23 protein-coding genes and 1 tRNA gene are annotated in these 19527 nt (G+C 56.2%); 16 read left to right on the forward strand and 8 right to left on the reverse strand.

Features of this window, described 5'->3' with window-relative positions; all coding sequences use genetic code 11:
* Positions 1-4 precede the first annotated feature (4 nt).
* The 3 genes from AC2FLZ_RS11440 to AC2FLZ_RS11450 all read right to left on the reverse strand — a co-directional run bounded on the left by AC2FLZ_RS11440 (position 5) and on the right by AC2FLZ_RS11450 (position 2135).
* A complete protein-coding gene (locus AC2FLZ_RS11440; RefSeq protein ID WP_480603636.1) occupies positions 5-1033 on the reverse strand; it encodes an alcohol dehydrogenase catalytic domain-containing protein in 1029 nt (342 codons plus the stop codon).
* A gap of 208 nt (positions 1034-1241) precedes the next feature.
* Positions 1242-1796 (reverse strand): hypothetical protein, encoded by a 555-nt coding sequence (locus tag AC2FLZ_RS11445; protein WP_480553481.1) that lies wholly within the window; start codon positions 1794-1796, stop codon positions 1242-1244.
* 249 nt (positions 1797-2045) lie between these two features.
* Positions 2046-2135, reverse strand: a tRNA-Ser gene (locus tag AC2FLZ_RS11450).
* Between the two features lie 122 nt (positions 2136-2257).
* Here AC2FLZ_RS11450 and AC2FLZ_RS11455 point away from each other — a divergent pair.
* The 9 genes from AC2FLZ_RS11455 (at position 2258) to AC2FLZ_RS11495 (ending at position 9714) form a co-directional block, all read left to right on the forward strand.
* Positions 2258-3100 (forward strand): DUF2059 domain-containing protein, encoded by an 843-nt coding sequence (locus tag AC2FLZ_RS11455; RefSeq protein ID WP_496882188.1) that lies wholly within the window; start codon positions 2258-2260, stop codon positions 3098-3100.
* A complete protein-coding gene (locus AC2FLZ_RS11460; RefSeq protein ID WP_480472726.1) occupies positions 3100-3903 on the forward strand; it encodes a DUF2059 domain-containing protein in 804 nt (267 codons plus the stop codon). Before AC2FLZ_RS11455 ends, AC2FLZ_RS11460 begins: the two co-directional genes overlap by 1 nt.
* A gap of 220 nt (positions 3904-4123) precedes the next feature.
* A complete protein-coding gene (locus tag AC2FLZ_RS11465; RefSeq protein ID WP_496714212.1) occupies positions 4124-4735 on the forward strand; it encodes a 50S ribosomal protein L21 in 612 nt (203 codons plus the stop codon).
* An 11-nt stretch (positions 4736-4746) separates the two neighbouring features.
* The gene (gene rpmA / locus AC2FLZ_RS11470; protein WP_050602452.1) at positions 4747-5016 is read left to right on the forward strand and encodes a 50S ribosomal protein L27; all 270 of its coding nucleotides are present in this window, start codon (positions 4747-4749) and stop codon (positions 5014-5016) included.
* Positions 5017-5111: 95 nt separating this feature from the next.
* Positions 5112-5720 carry a LysE family translocator gene (locus AC2FLZ_RS11475; protein WP_480472730.1) on the forward strand — a complete coding sequence of 203 codons (609 nt, stop codon included), beginning with the start codon at positions 5112-5114 and terminating at the stop codon, positions 5718-5720.
* A complete protein-coding gene (locus tag AC2FLZ_RS11480; RefSeq protein WP_480472732.1) occupies positions 5717-6253 on the forward strand; it encodes a GNAT family N-acetyltransferase in 537 nt (178 codons plus the stop codon). Before AC2FLZ_RS11475 ends, AC2FLZ_RS11480 begins: the two co-directional genes overlap by 4 nt.
* A gap of 37 nt (positions 6254-6290) precedes the next feature.
* The gene (obgE, locus tag AC2FLZ_RS11485) at positions 6291-7325 is read left to right on the forward strand and encodes a GTPase ObgE (RefSeq protein WP_496882189.1); all 1035 of its coding nucleotides are present in this window, start codon (positions 6291-6293) and stop codon (positions 7323-7325) included.
* Positions 7313-8419, forward strand: coding sequence for a glutamate 5-kinase (gene proB / locus AC2FLZ_RS11490; RefSeq protein WP_480472734.1), 1107 nt, complete (start codon positions 7313-7315; stop codon positions 8417-8419). The genes obgE and proB overlap by 13 nt, the downstream gene beginning before the upstream one ends.
* 32 nt (positions 8420-8451) lie before the next feature.
* Positions 8452-9714, forward strand: coding sequence for a glutamate-5-semialdehyde dehydrogenase (locus AC2FLZ_RS11495; protein WP_480517004.1), 1263 nt, complete (start codon positions 8452-8454; stop codon positions 9712-9714).
* On the opposite strand, the gene AC2FLZ_RS11500 is transcribed toward AC2FLZ_RS11495, so the two are convergent.
* On the reverse strand, positions 9711-10307 hold the full coding sequence (locus AC2FLZ_RS11500; RefSeq protein WP_496714215.1) for a histidine phosphotransferase family protein: 597 nt from the start codon (positions 10305-10307) through the stop codon (positions 9711-9713). The two genes, AC2FLZ_RS11495 and AC2FLZ_RS11500, sit on opposite strands and share 4 nt — an antisense overlap.
* 42 nt (positions 10308-10349) lie before the next feature.
* Here AC2FLZ_RS11500 and AC2FLZ_RS11505 point away from each other — a divergent pair, with 42 nt between their 5' ends.
* The 5 genes from AC2FLZ_RS11505 to tsf all read left to right on the forward strand — a co-directional run bounded on the left by AC2FLZ_RS11505 (position 10350) and on the right by tsf (position 14135).
* Positions 10350-10532 carry a DUF3553 domain-containing protein gene (locus AC2FLZ_RS11505; protein ID WP_050602459.1) on the forward strand — a complete coding sequence of 61 codons (183 nt, stop codon included), beginning with the start codon at positions 10350-10352 and terminating at the stop codon, positions 10530-10532.
* A 102-nt stretch (positions 10533-10634) separates the two neighbouring features.
* Positions 10635-11390, forward strand: coding sequence for an L-ornithine N(alpha)-acyltransferase (gene olsB, locus AC2FLZ_RS11510; RefSeq protein ID WP_480517008.1), 756 nt, complete (start codon positions 10635-10637; stop codon positions 11388-11390).
* Positions 11356-12231, forward strand: coding sequence for a lyso-ornithine lipid O-acyltransferase (gene olsA / locus AC2FLZ_RS11515; protein ID WP_480517010.1), 876 nt, complete (start codon positions 11356-11358; stop codon positions 12229-12231). The genes olsB and olsA overlap by 35 nt, the downstream gene beginning before the upstream one ends.
* Positions 12232-12399: 168 nt before the next feature.
* A complete protein-coding gene (rpsB, locus tag AC2FLZ_RS11520) occupies positions 12400-13182 on the forward strand; it encodes a 30S ribosomal protein S2 (RefSeq protein WP_480553493.1) in 783 nt (260 codons plus the stop codon).
* A gap of 77 nt (positions 13183-13259) precedes the next feature.
* Positions 13260-14135, forward strand: coding sequence for a translation elongation factor Ts (gene tsf / locus AC2FLZ_RS11525; RefSeq protein ID WP_480517012.1), 876 nt, complete (start codon positions 13260-13262; stop codon positions 14133-14135).
* A gap of 354 nt (positions 14136-14489) precedes the next feature.
* On the opposite strand, the gene AC2FLZ_RS11530 is transcribed toward tsf, so the two are convergent.
* The 3 genes from AC2FLZ_RS11530 to AC2FLZ_RS11540 all read right to left on the reverse strand — a co-directional run bounded on the left by AC2FLZ_RS11530 (position 14490) and on the right by AC2FLZ_RS11540 (position 16816).
* Positions 14490-15245, reverse strand: a complete 756-nt coding sequence (locus tag AC2FLZ_RS11530) for an autoinducer binding domain-containing protein (protein WP_480493168.1) — start codon at positions 15243-15245, stop codon at positions 14490-14492.
* On the reverse strand, positions 15242-15691 hold the full coding sequence (aroQ, locus tag AC2FLZ_RS11535; protein WP_496882190.1) for a type II 3-dehydroquinate dehydratase: 450 nt from the start codon (positions 15689-15691) through the stop codon (positions 15242-15244). The genes AC2FLZ_RS11530 and aroQ overlap by 4 nt, the downstream gene beginning before the upstream one ends.
* Positions 15692-15814: 123 nt before the next feature.
* Entirely contained in the window at positions 15815-16816 is a 1002-nt protein-coding gene (locus AC2FLZ_RS11540; RefSeq protein WP_496808509.1) for an NADPH:quinone oxidoreductase family protein, read from the reverse strand.
* A 151-nt stretch (positions 16817-16967) separates the two neighbouring features.
* Here AC2FLZ_RS11540 and AC2FLZ_RS11545 point away from each other — a divergent pair, with 151 nt between their 5' ends.
* Together AC2FLZ_RS11545 and AC2FLZ_RS11550 are read left to right on the forward strand one after the other, a co-directional pair.
* Entirely contained in the window at positions 16968-17786 is an 819-nt protein-coding gene (locus AC2FLZ_RS11545) for an SDR family oxidoreductase (protein ID WP_496714221.1), read from the forward strand.
* Between the two features lie 14 nt (positions 17787-17800).
* Positions 17801-18835, forward strand: coding sequence for a phosphotransferase family protein (locus AC2FLZ_RS11550; protein ID WP_480517020.1), 1035 nt, complete (start codon positions 17801-17803; stop codon positions 18833-18835).
* 7 nt (positions 18836-18842) lie between these two features.
* On the opposite strand, the gene AC2FLZ_RS11555 is transcribed toward AC2FLZ_RS11550, so the two are convergent.
* Positions 18843-19527: 2-hydroxychromene-2-carboxylate isomerase (locus AC2FLZ_RS11555; RefSeq protein ID WP_496882191.1), on the reverse strand; the 685-nt coding region annotated here is incomplete at its 5' end.

The following is a 19527-nucleotide window of genomic DNA, read 5'->3' on the forward strand; positions in this document are numbered from 1 at the left end:
TCTACTATGGGGTGATAATCACCTTTCCGTCACTCTTTTTCAGCGCGTCAGCCAGATTCGGCACAAGATTTTCAAGCGTAAGGTGTTCGGAAACATCCGTTTTCCAGCGACCATCGGCAAAGCGGGCCTGAACTTCGGCCACAACCCGCACCTGGTCAGCGGGCGGCGTCGACATCATCCATTGCGTCAGCCAGAAACCTTCGATCCGTTTGCCCATGAAGATCAGCTGACCTGTCTGAGAAAGCGTTGGCGCTTGGGTCGAAAGTTTGCCGTAGCTGACCCAGCGCGCCCGGTTTGGCATGGTGCAGAACAGTTTCTCGGACAGTTGATCCGTCACCGCATCAAGGAAGACCCGAGGTTTCAGCGTGGCGCTTATCGCGGCAAACTTCTCGACGACTTCAGGATCGGACGTCACAAGCACTTCGGCTGCTCCAAGACTTTTCAGCATTTCGACTGTCTCGGCCCGGCGCACCAGCGCGATGGGTTTCAACCCCAGATCACGCCCGAGGCTGCACATCAGTTTTCCCAACTGGCTGGACGCAGCGGATATCACAAATGCATCGCCGTCTTCCCTTGCCATGTCCACCATCGCCATCGCGGTAAGCGGGTTGACGATTTGCGCGGCCCCGTCATCATCTGAAATATCCGGACGCAAGGGGATGCACATTTGCATCTGCGTCACTATGTATTCCGCCCAGGCACCGGATCCAGCGGCCACGAAAGCGACACGCAGCCCCTTCAGCGCCTCGGCACCTTTTCCGGTTGCAACGACGTCGCCACAGCCTTCGAATCCGGCCGCGGCACCTTTGACACGCGGCTGGCCATATTCACCCTTGATAAAGTGGAGGTCGGACGGATTGACCGACGACGCGCGCAGGCGGATCAATACCTGACCGGGGCCGGGATTGGGAACGGGCAGTTCCGCTGCTTCAAGCCAATCAGCCGCATCCTCGATGACTGGTCCGGTCGAAGTGTCCGAGTACCCGCCGTGTTTCAGGATAGCAGCTTTCATTGTTTTGGGCAGGTCAGTCATGGGATCATCCTCTAGATGGCGTGTTCAAAGCGCACACCTGTCTAAACAGGAAACTGCCGACTGGTGACATTGAGCGCGGATATCGTGTCGGAGCAGCCAATCAAATGCCGCACACTGGGTCAATTCAGAGAAACGATAACGTAAGGGCACGCCCGAAAAATAGGCGTGAGGGGTAGGGGCCGGGAACGGGCTACCGGCCCCTTCTTTGTTATTGCTGCGTCAACAGCGCGGTCAGTTCCTGAATCTTCAAGGCGATGGTTTCAGGCGACTCTTTAATGTCATCTACGATCTTGATCGCCTGTTCTTTCAGATCCGTGGCCAATGTGCTGTCCTGAATCGAGGTCATGATGCCTTCATAGTCGAAATTGGTGGGATCCAGCTTGCCTTCCTGAATCCAGGAGTTCAGCAATTCCTGTCCCTGACCCGCCAGCGCCGCCACCTGATCACCGGCTTGCTGTGCTGCCTCGGATGCTTGTTCCGCGACAGAAGAAGCCGCCTCGCTGGCTTGATCGGCAACCGACGACGCGGCTTCCTGAGCCTGTTCGGTCAAGGATGAAGCTGCCTCGCTGGCCTGTTCTGTTGCGTCTTCAAGCGCGTCAGTCGCAGCTTCCTGAGCGGTTGCCGCGGCATCAGCCACTGCATCGCCCGCCTCCTGCGTTGCGGATTGCACTTGTTCAGCCGGGGTTTGTTCGGACTGGTTGAGATAGTAGTAACCACCAACACCGACAGCGGCGATGATGAGGAGGATGAGAATACGCGACATGTGTGTCTCCTTTGGAAAATGTGTCGCCGGGATGCGTTAAATGTAGCGGATATACAAAGGGGAATTCCTGTGAATTCTCAGCAGAATAGAGGTTTGAGCCGGGCTACGCTGATTGCACCCGATTTCACGGCAAGAACACGCCGGGTGACCTAAGCCACTACAGTTTCTGACAACGGACCACTTGCAATTTTGCTGAGAACCCAGATCCGACCGGAAGACGTTTTCTAACGGCTTTCGATATTGGAATTGTGGCGGAGAGACAGGGATTCGAACCCTGGGTGGGCTTGCACCCACAACGGTTTTCGAGACCGCCCCGTTCGACCACTCCGGCACCTCTCCGCGGGGGTCTGTGAGGGGGGATTTAGTCAGGAACGAACGGGGGTGCAAGCAGAAAATTCCGGAAATCGTGAATGCCGGGATTTTCCGTTGCCTGCCAGCGTAAAACACCTACTCTGATTGCTATGACACAGTTTGCACACCGCATCGCCATTTGGTTTCTCGCCCCGTTTCTGGCACTTGTTCTGGTTCCCCTGGAGCTTTCCGCAGCGAACCGAGATCGGATCGAGGCCTTTCTGACCACAACCGGGTTTGACGTGGCTCTTGAAAGCATCGCCCTGAGCTCACGATCCGCGCCGCAGATGTTGGGTGTTGACCCAGAGGGGTTCGGCTCGGACTGGACCCGTTTGACGGACGAGGTTTTTGAAGTCGATGCAATGCACGACACCGCTGTTTCCATTCTGGAGCAGACTCTAAGCGACGAGGCCCTGGCACACGCTGTCGAGTTTTACGCGTCTGATCTGGGGCAACGTCTGGTCGAGGCCGAGAATGCCTCACACATGCAAGAAGACGATGACGTCAAGCAATTGGCAGGTCAAAGGATTATCTCTGACCTGATCAAGAGCGGATCGAAACGGGTCGAAAGTTTTAAACGCATGAACAACGCGATTGATTCCACAGGCACGGCACTGCGTGCCTTGCAGGAAATTCAGGTGCGTTTCCTTCTGGCGGCCAGCGCATCGGGGGTCATCGAGCTGCAGTTGGGCGGGGATGAACTGCGCGAATTGATGAAGCAAAATGAACCGGCAATGCGCCAGTCGCTGCAACTGTCTAATCTGGCCGGTGCGGCTTACACCTATCAAGGTTTTTCCGACGCTGATGTGGATACATATGTTGACGCGCTGGAACATCCGCTGATGCAGGAAGTCTACGAGCTGTTGAACGCCATCCAATATGAGATCATGGCCATGAGGTTCGAGGTTCTTGCCGCACGGATGGCCGAATTGCACCCGGCACAGGACATTTGATGCAGCGCGTAGTTCTGGCATTTGTGGTCGCTCTGAGTTGGGCACTGCCGCTGTATGCCGATGGAAAAGTCGACCGACTGGCAAAAGCCATGCGTCTGACGCAGGTGATGGAAATCCTTGTTCACGAGGGGCAGGGCCATCGCGAGACTCTTGATGATACCTTTTTGGACAACAAGGGCGGCGCTTATTTCGAGGCGCAGGTCAATCGTATCTACGATCCCCTTTGGATGCGGAAACATTTGACGGACGCCTTCGTGGCGGGCATGTCCGATGTTCAGCTTGATCAGGCCATCTTGTTTTTTGAAAGCGATCTTGGCCAGACCATCGTAACGCTGGAAAATTCGGCCCGGCGCGCCATGTCGGATCAGGCAATCGAAGACATGGCCCGAGAAGCCTATAAATCCGCAGAACGCAGCACCGCTCAGTTCGCTTTGGTCAAGGAATATATCGAGGCAAATAACCTGATTGAAAAGAATGTTCAGGGGGCATTGACGTCAGACTACAGCTTCTTTCGGGGTCTTGATGTTGATGCGCGGACCGACGATCAGGAACTGCTGGCCGAGCTTTTGTTGCAGAAGGACAGTCGGAGCGAGGACACCGAAGAGTGGCTTTTCTCGTTTCTTCTTATGGCCTACCGCCCGTTGGACGAGGCTCAGATGCGCGAAAATATCGCGTTTTCAAGAACCGAAACGGGACGGGCCCTGAATGACGCCGTGTTTGACGGCTTTGACCGCATGTTCAATGATATTTCCTATCGCCTGGGGCAGGCGGTTGCACAGGCGCTGAGGGCGTCCGATCTTTAACGCCGCTTTGGTGTTGACTTTTGCCTGCATTCTATGGATAAGCGCGCATCCCGGCCGGTTTTCCGCGCCGGGTATCATTATTATATGGCCTGCATGACATTGTCAGGGGTCATTCACACAGCCCGAAAAGGGCGCGCTGTTCGAGGTGGCTTTCAAGTTTCTTGGGGCCAAAACACCCGCAAAGGGGACCACAGAACGCGGGTTAGAAAAGGAAAGACGCATGTTTGCGGTCCTCAAGACTGGCGGCAAGCAGTACAAGGTTCAGGCGGGCGATATCCTCCGCGTTGAAAAGCTGGCTGCCGACGCAGGTGAAAAAGTTCAATTCAACGATGTTCTGATGCTGGGCGGTGACGCTCCGGTTGTTGGCGCACCATTCGTTGCAGGCGCAGGCGTTCAGGCCGAAGTGATCGAACAGATCAAAGGTGACAAGGTCATCAAGTTCGTCAAGCGCCGTCGTAAGCACAGCTCGAAGCGTACCGTTGGCCACCGTCAGAAACTGACACTGGTCAAAATCACCGACATTCTGGCGTCGGGCGCTGACAAATCGGGCATCAAAGCCGCAACCGGTTCAGCTCCGGCTGGCGAAGCGGCACCTGCTGCAAAGCCTGCCAAGAAAGCAATAGCCAAGGCTGAAGCACCCGCTGCTGCCGCTGCTGACGATCTGACCCAACTGAACGGTGTCGGCCCTGCCGCCGCCAAGAAGCTGGTTGAGGCCGGTATCGCGAGCTTTGCCGCTCTGGCCGCCTTGTCGGATGAGCAGATTGCTGCTATCGAAACGGTCAAAGTGAAACCCGAATGGGTTGAGCAAGCCAAAGAATTGGCTAAAGGCTAAGGAGAGAGAGAATGGCACATAAAAAAGCTGGCGGTTCCTCCCGTAACGGTCGCGACTCAGCTGGTCGTCGCCTTGGCGTAAAACTGTATGGTGGCCAGGCCGCTATCGCAGGCAACATCATCGTGCGTCAGCGCGGCACCAAGTTCTGGCCGGGCGAAGGCGTAGGCATTGGCAAAGATCACACCATCTTTGCAACTGTCGATGGCGCCGTGAAGTTCCACAAGGGACTTAAAAACCGCACCTTTATTTCGGTCCTGCCAGTGGCGGAGGCCGCAGAGTAAGCCGAGACCCAGAAGGTTTAAGAAAATTCATGGGGGACCGGCACAAAGTGCCGGTCCCCTTTCTCGTTTTAACGCAGTCGTGATCGAAAGAACCAATGACAGTCGCAACCACCAGTTTCCTGATATTTGCCGCCTCTCAGGTCGGCACGCCAGGGCCGGCCAACATGGTCCTGCTGGGAACAGGTGCGCGCTATGGGTTTCGCGCCGCATTGCCTTTTGTGGCCGGTGTCGTGCTTGGCAAGCAGCTGATTATCTGGCCCGTAGGCTTTGGCCTGCTGCAACTGGCGGAACAGGTTCCGACAGTCTTCGCGGCGCTGAAATATGCTTCGGCTGCATATATTTGCTGGCTGGCGTGGAAGATCGCGAATTTGCGATTGTCGCGCGAAAATGCGGTCGGTGATGTTCCGGGATTCTGGGCGGGGTTGATCGTGCATCCGCTGAACCCAAAAGCCTGGGCCATGATTGTTGCGGGTTTTACCGGCTTTGTCGCGGCGGGGACGTCCAGCTTTGATGCAACGCTCACGATCGCTCTTAGTTTGTTGATCTGCCAGATCGTTTTGCACCCGATTTGGACTTTTGCCGGGGATAGAATCGCGCATGCGGTTGAAGGTCGCCCGGCGGAAAAATATCTGATGTGGACGTTGGCGGGTCTTACGGTCGCGTCCGTACTATTCGTGTTGTTCGGAGGAGGAACACACCAATGAAGCTTGAGACAATAATTAATCAGCCGGTCATTGAAACCGAGCGGTTCGATCTGCGCCCCCTGCGCCGGTCGGACATGGGCCTTATCGAGCATTATGCAGGTGATGAGCGCGTGGCGCGGATGACCACCAGTATTGCACATCCACTGGCCCCCGGATCGATCGAAGCCTTTGTAACCCGTTCGATGGCCGACAACCGGGATGAAGACGTCTGGGTCATGGATGCCACCAAGGACGGAGGTCCGGAACTGATCGGTGTGATTTCGCTGAAACGACTTGACCGGAATCAGTCCGAAGTCGGCTATTGGGTCGCGCCGATCTATTGGAACACGGGCATTGCCTCGATGGCTGTCGAAGCACTTGTTAACGCCAACCCGCTGGAGAACGCGACGATGTTCGCCAGTGTGTTTCAGGATAATCCGGCCTCGGCCCGGGTCCTGACCCATTGTGGGTTCCAGTATCTGGGCGATGCGGAAAGCTATTCGGTGGCACGCGATGCGAATGTGCCCACCTGGACATACAGTAAAAAACTCTGACTTGTGGCCGATGGGGCCTTTGCAGTAGGGGACACACATGAAATTTCTCGATCTCGCAAAGGTCTACATCCGGTCCGGGGCCGGCGGTAGCGGCTGCGTCAGCTTCAGACGCGAAAAGTTTATAGAATACGGCGGCCCCGATGGCGGGGACGGCGGCAAAGGCGGGTCTGTCTGGGCCGAAGTTGTGGATGGGCTGAACACCCTGATCGACTTCCGCTATCAGCAGCACTTCTTCGCCAAAAACGGGCAACCGGGCCGGGGGCAGCAACGCACCGGCAAGGATGGGGACGATATCGTTCTGCGTGTGCCGGTTGGCACTGAAATCCTGGACGAAGACGAAGAAACCGTCATCTGCGACCTGACCGAAGTCGGGCAACGTGTTCTGCTGGCCAAGGGCGGCAATGGCGGGTTTGGCAACCTGCATTTCAAATCTGCCACAAATCAGGCCCCGCGCCGCGCCAATTCGGGGCAGGCGGGGATTGACCGCACAATCTGGCTGCGGCTCAAGCTGATCGCCGATGTGGGTCTTTTGGGTATGCCGAATGCAGGCAAGTCGACCTTTCTGGCGGCCACGTCGAATGCGCGGCCCAAGATTGCCGACTATCCGTTTACCACGCTGCACCCCAATCTTGGCGTTGTCGGCGTGGACAACGTCGAATTTGTTGTGGCCGATATCCCGGGCCTGATCGAAGGTGCTCATGAAGGCCGTGGCGTTGGTGACCGTTTTCTGGGTCACGTGGAACGCTGTGCCGTGTTGTTGCATCTGGTCGACGGCACCTCTGCGACGGTCGCCGATGATTACCGCACGATCATTCACGAGTTGGAAGCCTATGGCGGCGAGCTGGCTGAAAAGCCCAGGATCACTGTTCTGAACAAGATTGACGCGCTGGATGACGAAGAACGTGCCCTTGCCGTCGCAGAGCTTGAGGAGGCCGTGGGCGGCCCCGTCATGACGATGTCCGGTGTGGCGCATCTGGGTGTAACCGAAGTTCTGCGGGCGCTGCGCAGCCAGATTGACGACAACCGTGTGCGTCAGAAACCCGCTGAGGAGGCACAGCCTTGGCTACCCTGACCTCGGCACGCCGTCTGGTGGTAAAAATCGGGTCGGCTTTGCTGGTTGATCGCGATACTGGCCTGCTGCGGTCTGACTGGCTGCTGTCGTTGGCGCAAGATGTTTCCTGGCTCAAGGGGCAGGGGAAAGATGTGATCCTTGTTTCATCCGGTTCGATTGCACTTGGCCGCGGAGTATTGGGCCTGCCGATGGCGGCACTGCCTTTGGAACAGTCGCAGGCTGCTGCTGCGGTTGGGCAAATCCGGCTTGCACGCGCCTACGAAGAGGCGTTGGCACCCCATGGGATCACTACAGCGCAGGTTCTGGTGACGCTTGAAGACAGCGAAGATCGCCGCAGGTATCTGAACTCACGCGCGACCTTGGAAACTCTGCTGGGGTTAGGCGTCGTACCGATCGTCAATGAAAACGACACGGTTGCAACGGACGAAATCCGTTATGGCGACAATGACCGCCTGGCCGCGCAAATCGCCGTGACAGTAGGGGCCGACCAACTGATTCTGCTGTCGGATGTGGATGGTTTCTATTCCGGTAATCCAAAAGAAGATTCCTCCGCGACGCGCTTCGAGACAATCGACAGGATCACACCCGAGATTGAAGCCATGGCTGGTGATGCGGGATCGGGCCTATCCAAAGGTGGGATGAAGACAAAGCTGTTGGCGGCCAAGATGGCAACCGCTGGTGGTTGCGCCATGGCAATTACTGAAGGGTCGGTTCTTAACCCTTTGAAAATGCTCGAAAACGGTGCCAATTCCACATGGTTTACTGCGACATTGGATCCACATGCAGCCCGCAAACGCTGGATTTCGGCAATGAAACCTCGGGGTGAGATCACAGTGGACGAGGGGGCGGCCAAGGCACTGGCCAATGGCAAAAGCCTGCTACCTGCCGGGATTGTGGAAGTGACCGGAGATTTCGGTCGTGGCGATCCTGTCGCCATCCTTGATCTGGAGTCCCGTCGTCTGGCTCAGGGGATCAGCCGGTATACGGCGCAGGAAGCCGATGCGATCAAGGGGCGTAAGTCTTCTGAGATTGAAGCGACGCTGGGCTATCCAGGCCGCGCAGCCCTCATCCACCGGGACGACCTGGCCCTTTAACTTTCAATAAGATGATCTGAAAGGCACGCGATATGAAAGACTTCGACAGCATTCCTGCTCTGATGGAAGATCTTGGGAAACGTGCCAAAGCCGCTTCGCGTGAACTGGCTTTCGCAACAGCTGAACGAAAGCACGCAGCGCTGATTGCAGCCGCAGATGCGGTTTGGGCCAATCGGGCACGGATCATCGCAGCCAATCAAAAAGATCTGGAATTCGGCCGAGACAAGGGTCTGAGCCCCGCAATGATGGATCGCCTGATGCTTGATGAGGCGCGTATTCAGGGCATGGTCGACGGGCTGAGAACCGTCGCAGATCAGGCCGACCCGGTGGGTGAGGTTTTGTCAGAATGGAATATGCCCACGGGCCTTAACATCCAACGCGTCCGGACACCGTTAGGGGTTATTGGCGTGATCTACGAAAGCCGACCCAACGTGACTGCGGATGCCGGGGCGCTGTGTCTGAAATCGGGCAATGCGGTAATCCTGCGCGGCGGATCCGAGAGCTTTCATTCCTCAGCCGCGATCCATGCCTGTCTGGTCGAAGGGCTGAAGGCCGCGAACCTGCCCGAAGACGCCATCCAACTGGTGCCCACACGCGACCGCGCTGCAGTGCAGGAGTTGCTGACGCTGACCGACTATGTCGACGTCATCGTTCCACGCGGTGGCAAGGGACTGGTGGGCCTTGTACAACGAGAGGCCCGTGTGCCGGTCTTTGCTCATCTCGAAGGCATCGTGCACATTTACGTCGACAAGGCTGCTGATCCGCAGAAAACGCTGGAAGTGGTACTGAATGCCAAGACCCGCCGCACTGGTATTTGCGGAGCCGCTGAATGCTTGCTGGTTCATCAGGATATCGCCGACACACTGGGGCGTGACGTCGTTGCGGCACTGGTCCAGTCAGGTGTCGAGGTTCACGCCGATGGTGTTCTCGCTGGAGAGAGTACAGTTGCTGCTACGGCGGATGACTGGGGAAAAGAGTTCCTCGACAACGTGATCGCTGCGAAGCCCGTTGCCGATATCGACGCTGCGATTGCTCATATTCAGCAATACGGCTCAAACCACACTGATTGCATCATGACCGAGGATGACGCAGCAGCAGCCCGTTTCTTTGAGCGTCTCGACAGCGCAATCCTGATGCATAATGCCTCGACCCAGTTTGCGGATGGCGGTGAATTTGGCATGGGGGCAGAAATCGGAATCGCGACGGGCAAGATGCACGCGCGCGGGCCGGTCGGGGCGGCGCAATTGACCAGTTTCAAATATCTCGTACGCGGGAACGGAACGATCCGGGCTTAAAACCGAAGTGACACGCGGGTTGCCGAGGTTTCAACGGCAATCCGCCGACCCATCGCAGCCGCCGTTTCAGGCAGCAACGCGAATTGAACGTGCGCGGGCGTGATTTTGGTGGGAAAACGACCTGTCACGACGTTCTTCCAAAGATCACCATCGACATTCAACCTGTCTGCAACCCCGGTCACGATCCACTTGTTGCCCTGATTAACGATCTCGACCGCGCCGCCAAGCGGCATGGCGCTTTCACAGCACATAAGCGCCAGAAAGGCCAGTTTGACCTGATTACGGGGCACTGGCCCGGTCAGGTTCCAATTGACCCGTATCCGCCCCGCACGCTCGATATCTTTCAGCAGTTCGGTTACTTCGGCCCGACCAAGCGGGTGATCACTGCTCGAGCCAAAGGCAACACGGAAAAAGCGAATACGTGCCCCGGCACTTCCGACGCTGCCCGAGATCAGCTCCATCTCGGGCCCCTGTACGGAGCCCACCATATCCAACAGCTCAAGCCCGTTGGTGATCGCCCCGATCGGGCTGATCAGATCATGGCAAATCCGCGAACCGATCAATTCGGCCAGGTTGACGTTGCTCTCGCCCATGCGTACCTCCGACTGTATCTGCCGCACGTCCCGGAGGCCCCTATGACAGACATGAATGCTATACTTGCACCGGGCATGTTCGTCCGCCACCCGGATTTTCCCGAATGGGGCGTCGGACAGGTTCAGTCCAACATTGCAGGCAAGATCACCGTGAACTTTCGCGAGCAGGGGAAAGTGGTGATCGACGGTACGCGCATCGCCCTGATGCCGGTCTTTGATCCGTGAAAGTGGTTTAGGAAATGTTAACAGCGCTGACCGAAGCGGGGCTTGTTGCCTTTGGCCGAATAACTGCGGTATCAGCAGCCAATAGAACACGGATCACCCCATATGCCGGATACTGGCCCTTCTTTCACCGTAAAACTGGCCGAGACCGAAGCCGACCTGCAAGCAGCTCAACGCCTGCGCTATGACGTCTTCGTGCGTGAGTTGGGGGGCGGCGGAGAGATGGTTGATCACGATGCTGGCCTCGAGAAAGACCGTTTCGACCCGTATTTCGATCATATGTTGGCGTATGATGATCACACCGGCGAAATTATTGGCGTCTACAGGATGTTACCGGGCGAACGTGCTGCGGAACTGGGGCAATTCTATTCCGAAGATGAATATGATCTGACCGTTCTCAAGAACAGTGGGCGCAAACTGTTGGAGTTGGGACGGTCGTGCCTGCATCCCGACTACCGTGGGGGTACGGCAATGTACCACCTGTGGAACGGTTTGGCCGCTTATGTAGCGGAACGTGAAATTGAAGTCTTGTTCGGCGTTGCGAGTTTTCACGGAACAAACGTGGCCACATTGGCGCAACCCTTGTCGATGCTTCACCACAACCATCTGGCTCCGCCAGAGTTGCGCGTACGGGCGCAGCCCGATGTTTTTCAGTCGATGGACCTTGTGAAACCAGAGGCTTTGGACCGCCGCGCCGCCATGGTTCAGGTGCCAGCATTGATCAAAGCCTACCTGCGCTTGGGTGGTTTCGTGGGCGAGGGTGCCTTTATCGACCACACCTTCAACACAACGGATGTTTGCCTGATCCTCGACACGACGCGCATGAATGAACGGCAGCGTCGAATTTATGGCGGGGCGTGACGCTGTGAACGACCCGCTCTGGAATAGTGAAGACGCGCCCGACCCGATCGAGCTGGGCTTTATTGGATGGGTTCTGGCCATTCTGCGTGGAGTACCGCTAGCGGCCCTTGTCTTTGGTGGCCTGATCATCCTTCTGACTGTTCGCTTGATAGAGTATCCGTTTTTCGGCGTCCGGCGACCTGTCACGCCGTTCATCACGCAGTTTGTCTGCCGCAACGCGTTTCGAATTCTTGGCATCGGGTTTCGCACATCAGGCGCGCTGATGAAAGAGAGGGGGGCAGTGGTGGCAAACCACACATCCTGGCTGGATATTTTTGCTCTGAACGCGCGCAAGAGGGTCTATTTTGTTTCCAAGGCAGAAGTCGCCAAATGGCCCGGTATCGGCTGGCTGGCCCGTGCGACCGGAACCCTGTTCATCGAACGGGATCGCAAGAAAGCCAAGGAACAAACCAAACTTTTTGAAACCCGCCTGAAGGTGGGTCACAAACTGTTGTTCTTCCCCGAAGGCACCTCAACAGATGGACTTCGAATTTTACCTTTTAAAACAACGCTTTTCGCTGCGTTCTTCGCGGATGAATTGCGTGATTTCATGTATATCCAACCCGTTTCCGTGGTGTTTCACGCGCCCAAAGGCCAGCCAAAACGCTTTTATGGCTGGTGGGGGGATATGGAGTTCGGGCCGCATTTGCTGAAGACCCTTGGCGCACGTCGGCAAGGAACTGTTGAACTAATCTATCATGCGCCAGCGCGGGTCAGCGACTTTGAAAACCGCAAGGCTCTGGCCGCCCATTGTGAAGACGCTGTCAGGCATGCGCACGCATTGGCGCAGCTTGAAAAATAAGGGCGATTGGGCCTTGCGTAGCGCGCAAACCTGCCTTATACGCGCGCCATTCAAACCCGCAGGCGGGGTTTGGCCTTTTTGAGGGAGACATCCTCATCAAGACCGCCGGTTGGAGCGTTCGCTTCTTTCACCCCCGCCCAGGCGTAAACCGGAAAAGGAAAACATAGCATGGCTCTTCCCGAGTTCACCATGCGTCAGCTGCTGGAAGCTGGCGTTCACTTTGGTCACCAGACACAGCGTTGGAACCCCCGCATGGGCCCGTTCATCTACGGCTCGCGCAATGGTATCCACATCATGGACCTGACCCAGACCGTTCCGATGCTGGATCAGGCTTTGCAGGCTGTTCGTGACACCGTCGCAAAGGGTGGCCGCATTCTGTTTGTTGGTACCAAGCGTCAGGCCGCTGGCCCGATCGCTGAAGCGGCTGAAAAGTCGGCTCAGTACTACATGAACCACCGTTGGCTGGGCGGCACGCTGACCAACTGGAAAACCGTTTCCCAGTCGATCAACCGTCTGAACCAGATCGACGAAGCCATGGAATCGGGCGCAGAAGGCCTGACCAAGAAAGAGCGTCTGGGCATGGAACGTGACCAGGGCAAACTTCAGGCGTCGCTAGGTGGTATCCGCGAAATGGGCGGCGTTCCGGACCTGCTGTTCGTCATCGACGTCAAGAAAGAAGCATTGGCCATCGCAGAAGCCAACAAACTGGGTATTCCGGTTGTGGCTGTTGTCGACACCAACTGCTCGCCCGATGGCGTTGACTACATCATCCCCGGCAACGACGACGCAGCACGCGCAATCGCTCTGTACTGCGATCTGGTCGCACGCGCCGCTCTGGACGGCATGACCGCACAGATGGGCGCAGCAGGCGTAGACCTAGGCGCATTCGAAGAAGCTCCGGTTGAAGAAGCTCTTGCGCAAGAAGCCGCAGAAGCCCCTGCCGAAGCGTAAGCTGCCCGTCACGTAAATGACATATGGGGCAGGGTATGACCTGCCCCAATTCCGTTTGAATTGAGGAGAGCCAAAAGATGGCAATCACAGCAGCAATGGTTAAAGAACTGCGCGACTCGACCGGCGCAGGCATGATGGACGCAAAAAAAGCGCTGACCGAAACCGGCGGCAACATGGACGACGCCGTTGACTGGCTGCGTACCAAAGGCCTGGCCAAAGCAGCCAAAAAATCTGGTCGTACCGCGGCAGAGGGTTTGGTTGCTGTTCACGTCAGCGGTGGCAACGGCGTTGCTGTCGAAGTGAATTCGGAAACCGACTTCGTTGCGAAAAACGCTGAGTTTCAGGAAATGGTCGGCAAGATCGCAAACGCGGCTGAAGGCGTGGACGGTATTGACACGCTGATGGCGGCTGATCTGGGCGGCAAAAGCGTTGCCGATACCCTGACCGACAAGATCGCCACCATTGGCGAAAACATGTCGGTGCGCCGAATGGCCAAACTGTCTGGCGACACTGTTGTGTCTTATGTGCACAACGCTGCGACCAACGGCATGGGCAAAATCGGTGTGCTGGTTGCACTGTCGGGTGGTGATGAGGCTATCGGCAAGCAGGTTGCGATGCACATCGCCGCTGTGAACCCGGCTGCCCTATCTGAGGCCGACATGGACCCGGCAATTGTCGAGAAGGAGAAGCAGGTTCAGATGGACATCGCCCGCGAATCCGGCAAGCCGGAGCAGGTGATCGAGAAGATGATCGAAGGCCGCATGAAGAAATTCGTCGCCGAATCGACATTGCTGAGCCAGCAATTCGTTGTGAACCCTGATCTGACCGTTGAAGCCGCTGCAAAAGAAGCAGGCGCAACCATCACCGGCTTCGTTCGCTTGGAGGTTGGCGAAGGCATCGTTGTGGAAAAAGAAGACTTCGCTGCCGAAGTCGCAAAAGCCGCTCAGGGCTAAAGAACGGCTCCGACTGGGGCCTTGCTGAACAAAATGAAAGGGTTACGCATTGCGTAGCCCTTTTTTGTTAGTGGCACATCATAGAATTCGCAAAGAAGTGAAGGATTGGAGGGCCCCGCATGATGGGGATGGTCGAGGCCCCCCAAAATTCCGACACAGGTACGCGGACGAATAGGCGCCCCCTTGTCAGAGTGATTGGAGAGCTTTGAAATCGCAAAGATCCAATCGAATGTTCCCTGGCTAAAGCCACCACTCACGGAACACTCTCACTTTGCAACTTTTAGGTTAGATTTGAAAAGTAGTGATTTCCTTACCTAGGGTAAACTGACGCTGGATGGCATCACAAAAACACTCCTAAACTTCCATAATGAACATCTGATTATGCAAAGATGCCTTTAAAACAGCCTGAGCCGTCGTTTCAACCGACAACGCCTCACGGGCGAGTCGAAGATGCTTTTCGACAGTTGCCGCTGTCAGGCCCATCAGCAGGGCTATGTCCTGCGTGGTTTTGCCGTCACCGACCCATTGCAAAGCCTCGCGCTGACGCTTTGTCAGGGCACGGTTCGGAGGGTTGAAAGGCAACGTCAGGATCTTCAGATGCGCAACGTTGTTCATCAAAAGAATGTCTTCGCCGTGCTCCTGCCAGATTGCGTCAATGTCTTCCTGGCTCATCCCTTCCTTGGCGGACAAGGAAATCGCCCCTTTGGAGCGCACCGAGACTGAGTTGAAGCTGATGGTGTAACCAGAAACAACACCCATGGACTTGTTGAACTCGAAAACCTCGCGCTCTTTATCGGTCATCGACCCGCGAGAGTGCATGTCCAGCAACATTCTCCAGCTGGCGGCGCCTTCATTGTCCAGCGCCCATTTCAACATGGGGGCGTGAAAATACAAACCGTCCTTGATGAAACCGTCCACATAGGCGCGGTTATGATTGGTCAGGATGACAAAATCCTCTGGATCGCCCAATGAGGTTGCCGTCCTGTATTGCGTATGGCCGTAGATTAAACGATCAAGCCCGTATTCCGCCATTTGTCGGCAATGCGCATCCCACAGGTCTTCCAGGGTTTTGGCATAGCTGACAAATCGCAGATATTCCCTGAGGGTCATGCCGTATCACCTGCTTTCAGATGGGCGGCCAGTGCGTCCAGTGCAAGAACATAACCTTGGGCGCCAAATCCACAGATCTGCCCCAGAACGACAGGCGCGATATAGGACTTGTGACGGAATGCTTCCCTTGCATGGATGTTGGATAGGTGAACTTCGACAACCGGCAGTTCAACTGACGCGATGGCATCCATCAGCGCAACCGACGTGTGTGTGAACGCCCCCGCATTGATCACAAGGCCATCCTGCACACCGCGTGCGCCGTGGATCGCATCAATTAACACACCCTCATGGTTGGATTGCAGATGCGAGACTTCTAGGCCAATGGACGCGCCATGTCGCTGGCACTCGTCCTCGATCATCTTCAGAGTGGTGCTGCCGTAAACCTCGGGCTGCCGTGTGCCAAGCAGGTTGAGGTTTGGGCCATTCAATACCAAAACGTTGTGCATGTCTTCACGATCCCCATTAATGGTACATAGACGCCTTGAGGTTGGGTTGTCTACCTGCCTTTGCCGGATCGAGTACAGTCGAAAAACCGGTGTGGGAATCGGGCCGCCATTTTGTTCCCGGCCTCAATTTTCCTCCATGGTGACAACGATTTTTCCCAGAACGGATCGTTGCGACAATTGTTCAAGCGCCTCGTGCGCGCGGGCAAGCGGGAACCGGGCGCTAATCCGCGGTTTGATTTTCCCGGCTGTGTTCAGATCGAACAGGTTCTTGACGTTGTCAGCATGGCCGATCGGGTCGCGGAATACTGACGCGCCCCAAAACACACCAACGATCTGACATCCTTTCAAAAGGGCCAGATTCAAGGGAATCCGCGGAATGCCCGCTGGGAAACCGACGACAAGGTAACGACCGTTCCAAGCCATGCTGCGCAGGGACGGTTCGGCCAGCGCACCCCCAACGGCGTCGTAGACGACGTCAACGCCGTCAGAACCTGCGAGTTTCTTAACTTCGGTTGAGAAGGCTCTTTGTGCATCCCTGTCCATGTCGCGCGGGTAAATCACCACGTCATCGGCACCAATCTGGCTACAGAATTCGGCCTTTTCAGGTGATGAAACGGCTGCGATCACCCTGGCACCCATGGCTTTGCCCAGTTCAATGGCGGCTGACCCCACACCTCCGGCGGCACCCAGTACCAACAGGGTTTCACCGGGTTGAATCTCCGCCCGATCCTTCAACGCGTGGTAGGACGTGCCGTAGGTGAAAATGAAACAGGCGGCATCTTCATAGGGCATCGCATCAGGAATTCGGATTGCAGTGTCCGCCTTGAGTGTGACATGGGTCGAAAACCCACCATGCCCGGTTAGGGCCAAAACACGGTCGCCTGGCTTAAATCCATTGACGCCTTCGCCCACAGCCAGAACTTCACCCGCAATTTCACCGCCCGGAGCAAAGGGCCGTGGCGGCTTCATCTGGTACAGATCGCGGATAATCAACGTGTCCGGAAAATTCACGCCCGCTGCTTTCACACCGATCAAAAGCTGACCTTTGCCCGGTTTCGGGTCGGGTAGGGTCGTAAGCTCCAGGGTTTCGGGACCACCCGGTGCGACGCTGAGTAATGCTTGCATACCGCCTCTGATCTGCCTGTACTTTGTGTCGAGGAAGTTTTGGTGCAGCATGGTTTTTTGTCAACGCTACGGTCCAACGCCTGCCGCAACGGCAAGAGGAACGCAATATGTATCACGATGAACTGGTGCCAAAGAAACTGAGGAGCACAAAATGACCCCCGACACCCTCTTTTCGCTTCACGGCAAAACCGCTTTGGTAACAGGTGGAGCGACAGGTATTGGCCGCATGGCAGCCGAGGCGCTGGTACGGGCCGGCGCGCGCGTGCTCATTGCCTCAAGAAAAGGAGACGCCTGTGCCACGGTCGCCGCAGAACTGAACGCGCTGGACGCGCCGGGCAGCGCCGAAGGCTTTGCCGGTGACATTGGCAGCGCAGCCGGTATATGCAAGCTGGTCTCTGACATTCACGCGCGTACGGACAAACTGGACATCCTGATGAACAACTCGGGGGTGTCCTGGGGTGCCCCTTTGGGGCAGTTTCCCTACGATGCATGGGAAAAGGTCATGTCTGTCAACGTGACAGGGATATTCGAACTAACCCAGCGGCTTTTGCCAATGCTAATGAAATCAGGCACCGCCGAAGACCCGGCGCGCATTGTCAATGTGGGGTCAGTCATGGGTGAAGTCCCTATGGGCGATGGGGCCTACAGCTATTCGGCCTCAAAGGCTGCGGTTTTGCATCTGACCAGGGTCTTGGCCAAGGAACTTTCACCGTACCACATCACGGTGAACGCACTCGCTCCGGGACCGTTTGTGTCGCGCATGACGGCCTTTGCGACAGCCGATGAGGATACCAGAGAACGGGTTGGCAAGTCTGTACCTCTGGGTCGCGTCGGACGGGACGAGGATATCGCAGGCTGTATGTTGTTCCTGTGCGGTCGCGGCGGCAGCTATGTGACAGGCGCAGTGATCCCGGTTTCGGGTGGGATCAACGTTGTGACCGCCGGAAACATCTTTGCCGAGGCCCTGTGACGGGAAGACAGCCAATGAAAACCGAAACTAATCTGGATCTGGCAGCCGTAGATACGTATCTGAAAGCGCATCTTTCCGGCTACAACGGGCCATTGGAGGCCAGGAAATTTGACGTGGGGCAATCCAACCCGACGTTTGAGTTACGCACGCCAGAGAAAACCTATGTGCTGCGCCGAAAACCCGCCGGAAAATTGCTGAAATCGGCACATGCCGTTGATCGCGAATTTCGGGTTCAAAGCGCCCTTGCCGGAAGCGAGGTTCCGGTGCCCAAGATGTATCTGCTGTGTGAAGATGACAGCGTCATCGGCTCGGCCTTTTATGTGATGGAGCGTTTGCAGGGCAGGGTGTTTCCCGACCCAACCCTGCCCAAAGAAAGCAACGAAACTCGCGCCGCCATCATTGACGAGATGAACAGGGTTCTTGCCCAGCTGCATATGGTGGATATCGATGCCGTTGGCCTGTCTGACTATGGGCCGGTTGGCAACTATTACGAGCGTCAGATCGCTCGCTGGACCAAGCAATACCGAGCGTCCGAGACCTCGGCCATTGCGGATATGGATGCGCTGGCTTCAGCGCTAGAGACCTCGGTACCGGCCGATGACGGGCAGTGCACGCTGGTGCATGGGGATTACCGCATCGACAACCTGATGTTTGCGCCGAACCGGGCGGAATGTATCGGAGTGCTGGATTGGGAACTGTCGACGATCGGTCACCCTTATGCGGATCTGGCCGCAGTAATCATGCAATGGCAGTTGCCGCCGGGAAAACAGGGCCGGGGGCTGGCGGGTGTGGATCGAAAGAGCCTGGGCCTGCCCAGCGATGAGGCATTCATTGCCCAATACTGCAAACGTCGAGGCCTGGATGGCATAGACAATTTCGGCTTTTATCTGGGCTTCAATTTCTTTCGTATGGCGGGCATTCTACAGGGTGTCTACAAACGCGCGCTGGATGGGAATGCGTCAGACCCCGACCGCGCAAAGGCTTTTGGCGCATATGTTCCTATATTCGCCCAGCACGGCCTGAAAGCTCTTGAGTCCACATTAGAGTGACGACCTATCAAGCTGTTTTTATGTCACTATCTTGCCTTGAAAGCTCAACTTCAAGGTTTGGCAGACTGTTCTTTCCAAAAAACAATTCGGCCCCGGTGAACATGCTGGGAACCCCAAACACGCCACGCCGAACCGACGATTTAGTTTTCTCTTTCAGTTTCAGTTTAACGTCGGGACTTGTCATGGCTTCGCGAATTTTGCGGACGGGCAAGTCGTTTTCGTTCAGAATATCCGTTAGGACACCGATCTCGTCCGCCTTCTGACCATGTACCCAAATAGCATCAAAAATCGCGTTTATATATTTGACTTCCCAAGGTTTTCCATTAGCAAAACACGCGCCTCGCATGGCAAGTTTGGTATTGATCGGAAAATGCGGGCTCATATGAAAGCTCAGCCCACGACGGCGGGCAAACCTATGCAGATCATGCGTCAAATAGGCCGTTTTCTGGCGGTTTTCGGAATATGCCTGAAACGGGCTTTGGTTATGCGTCGCTTTGAACACCGCAGGCAACAGGACAGGAACATAAGTAATGCTTACGTCATAGCGCTCGGCAAGATCGGGGAGCATTTTATGGGCGAGAAACGCGTTCGGGCTGCAAAAATCGTAAATAAAATCTATGGTCCGCGTCATAGGGTTCCTCCGTTTCGGTCCCTTGAAATCTTGTTCATTGAACTTCAGGCGAATCTGCGTC

The sequence above is a fragment of the Ruegeria sp. YKSF131 genome, from assembly GCF_059612645.1.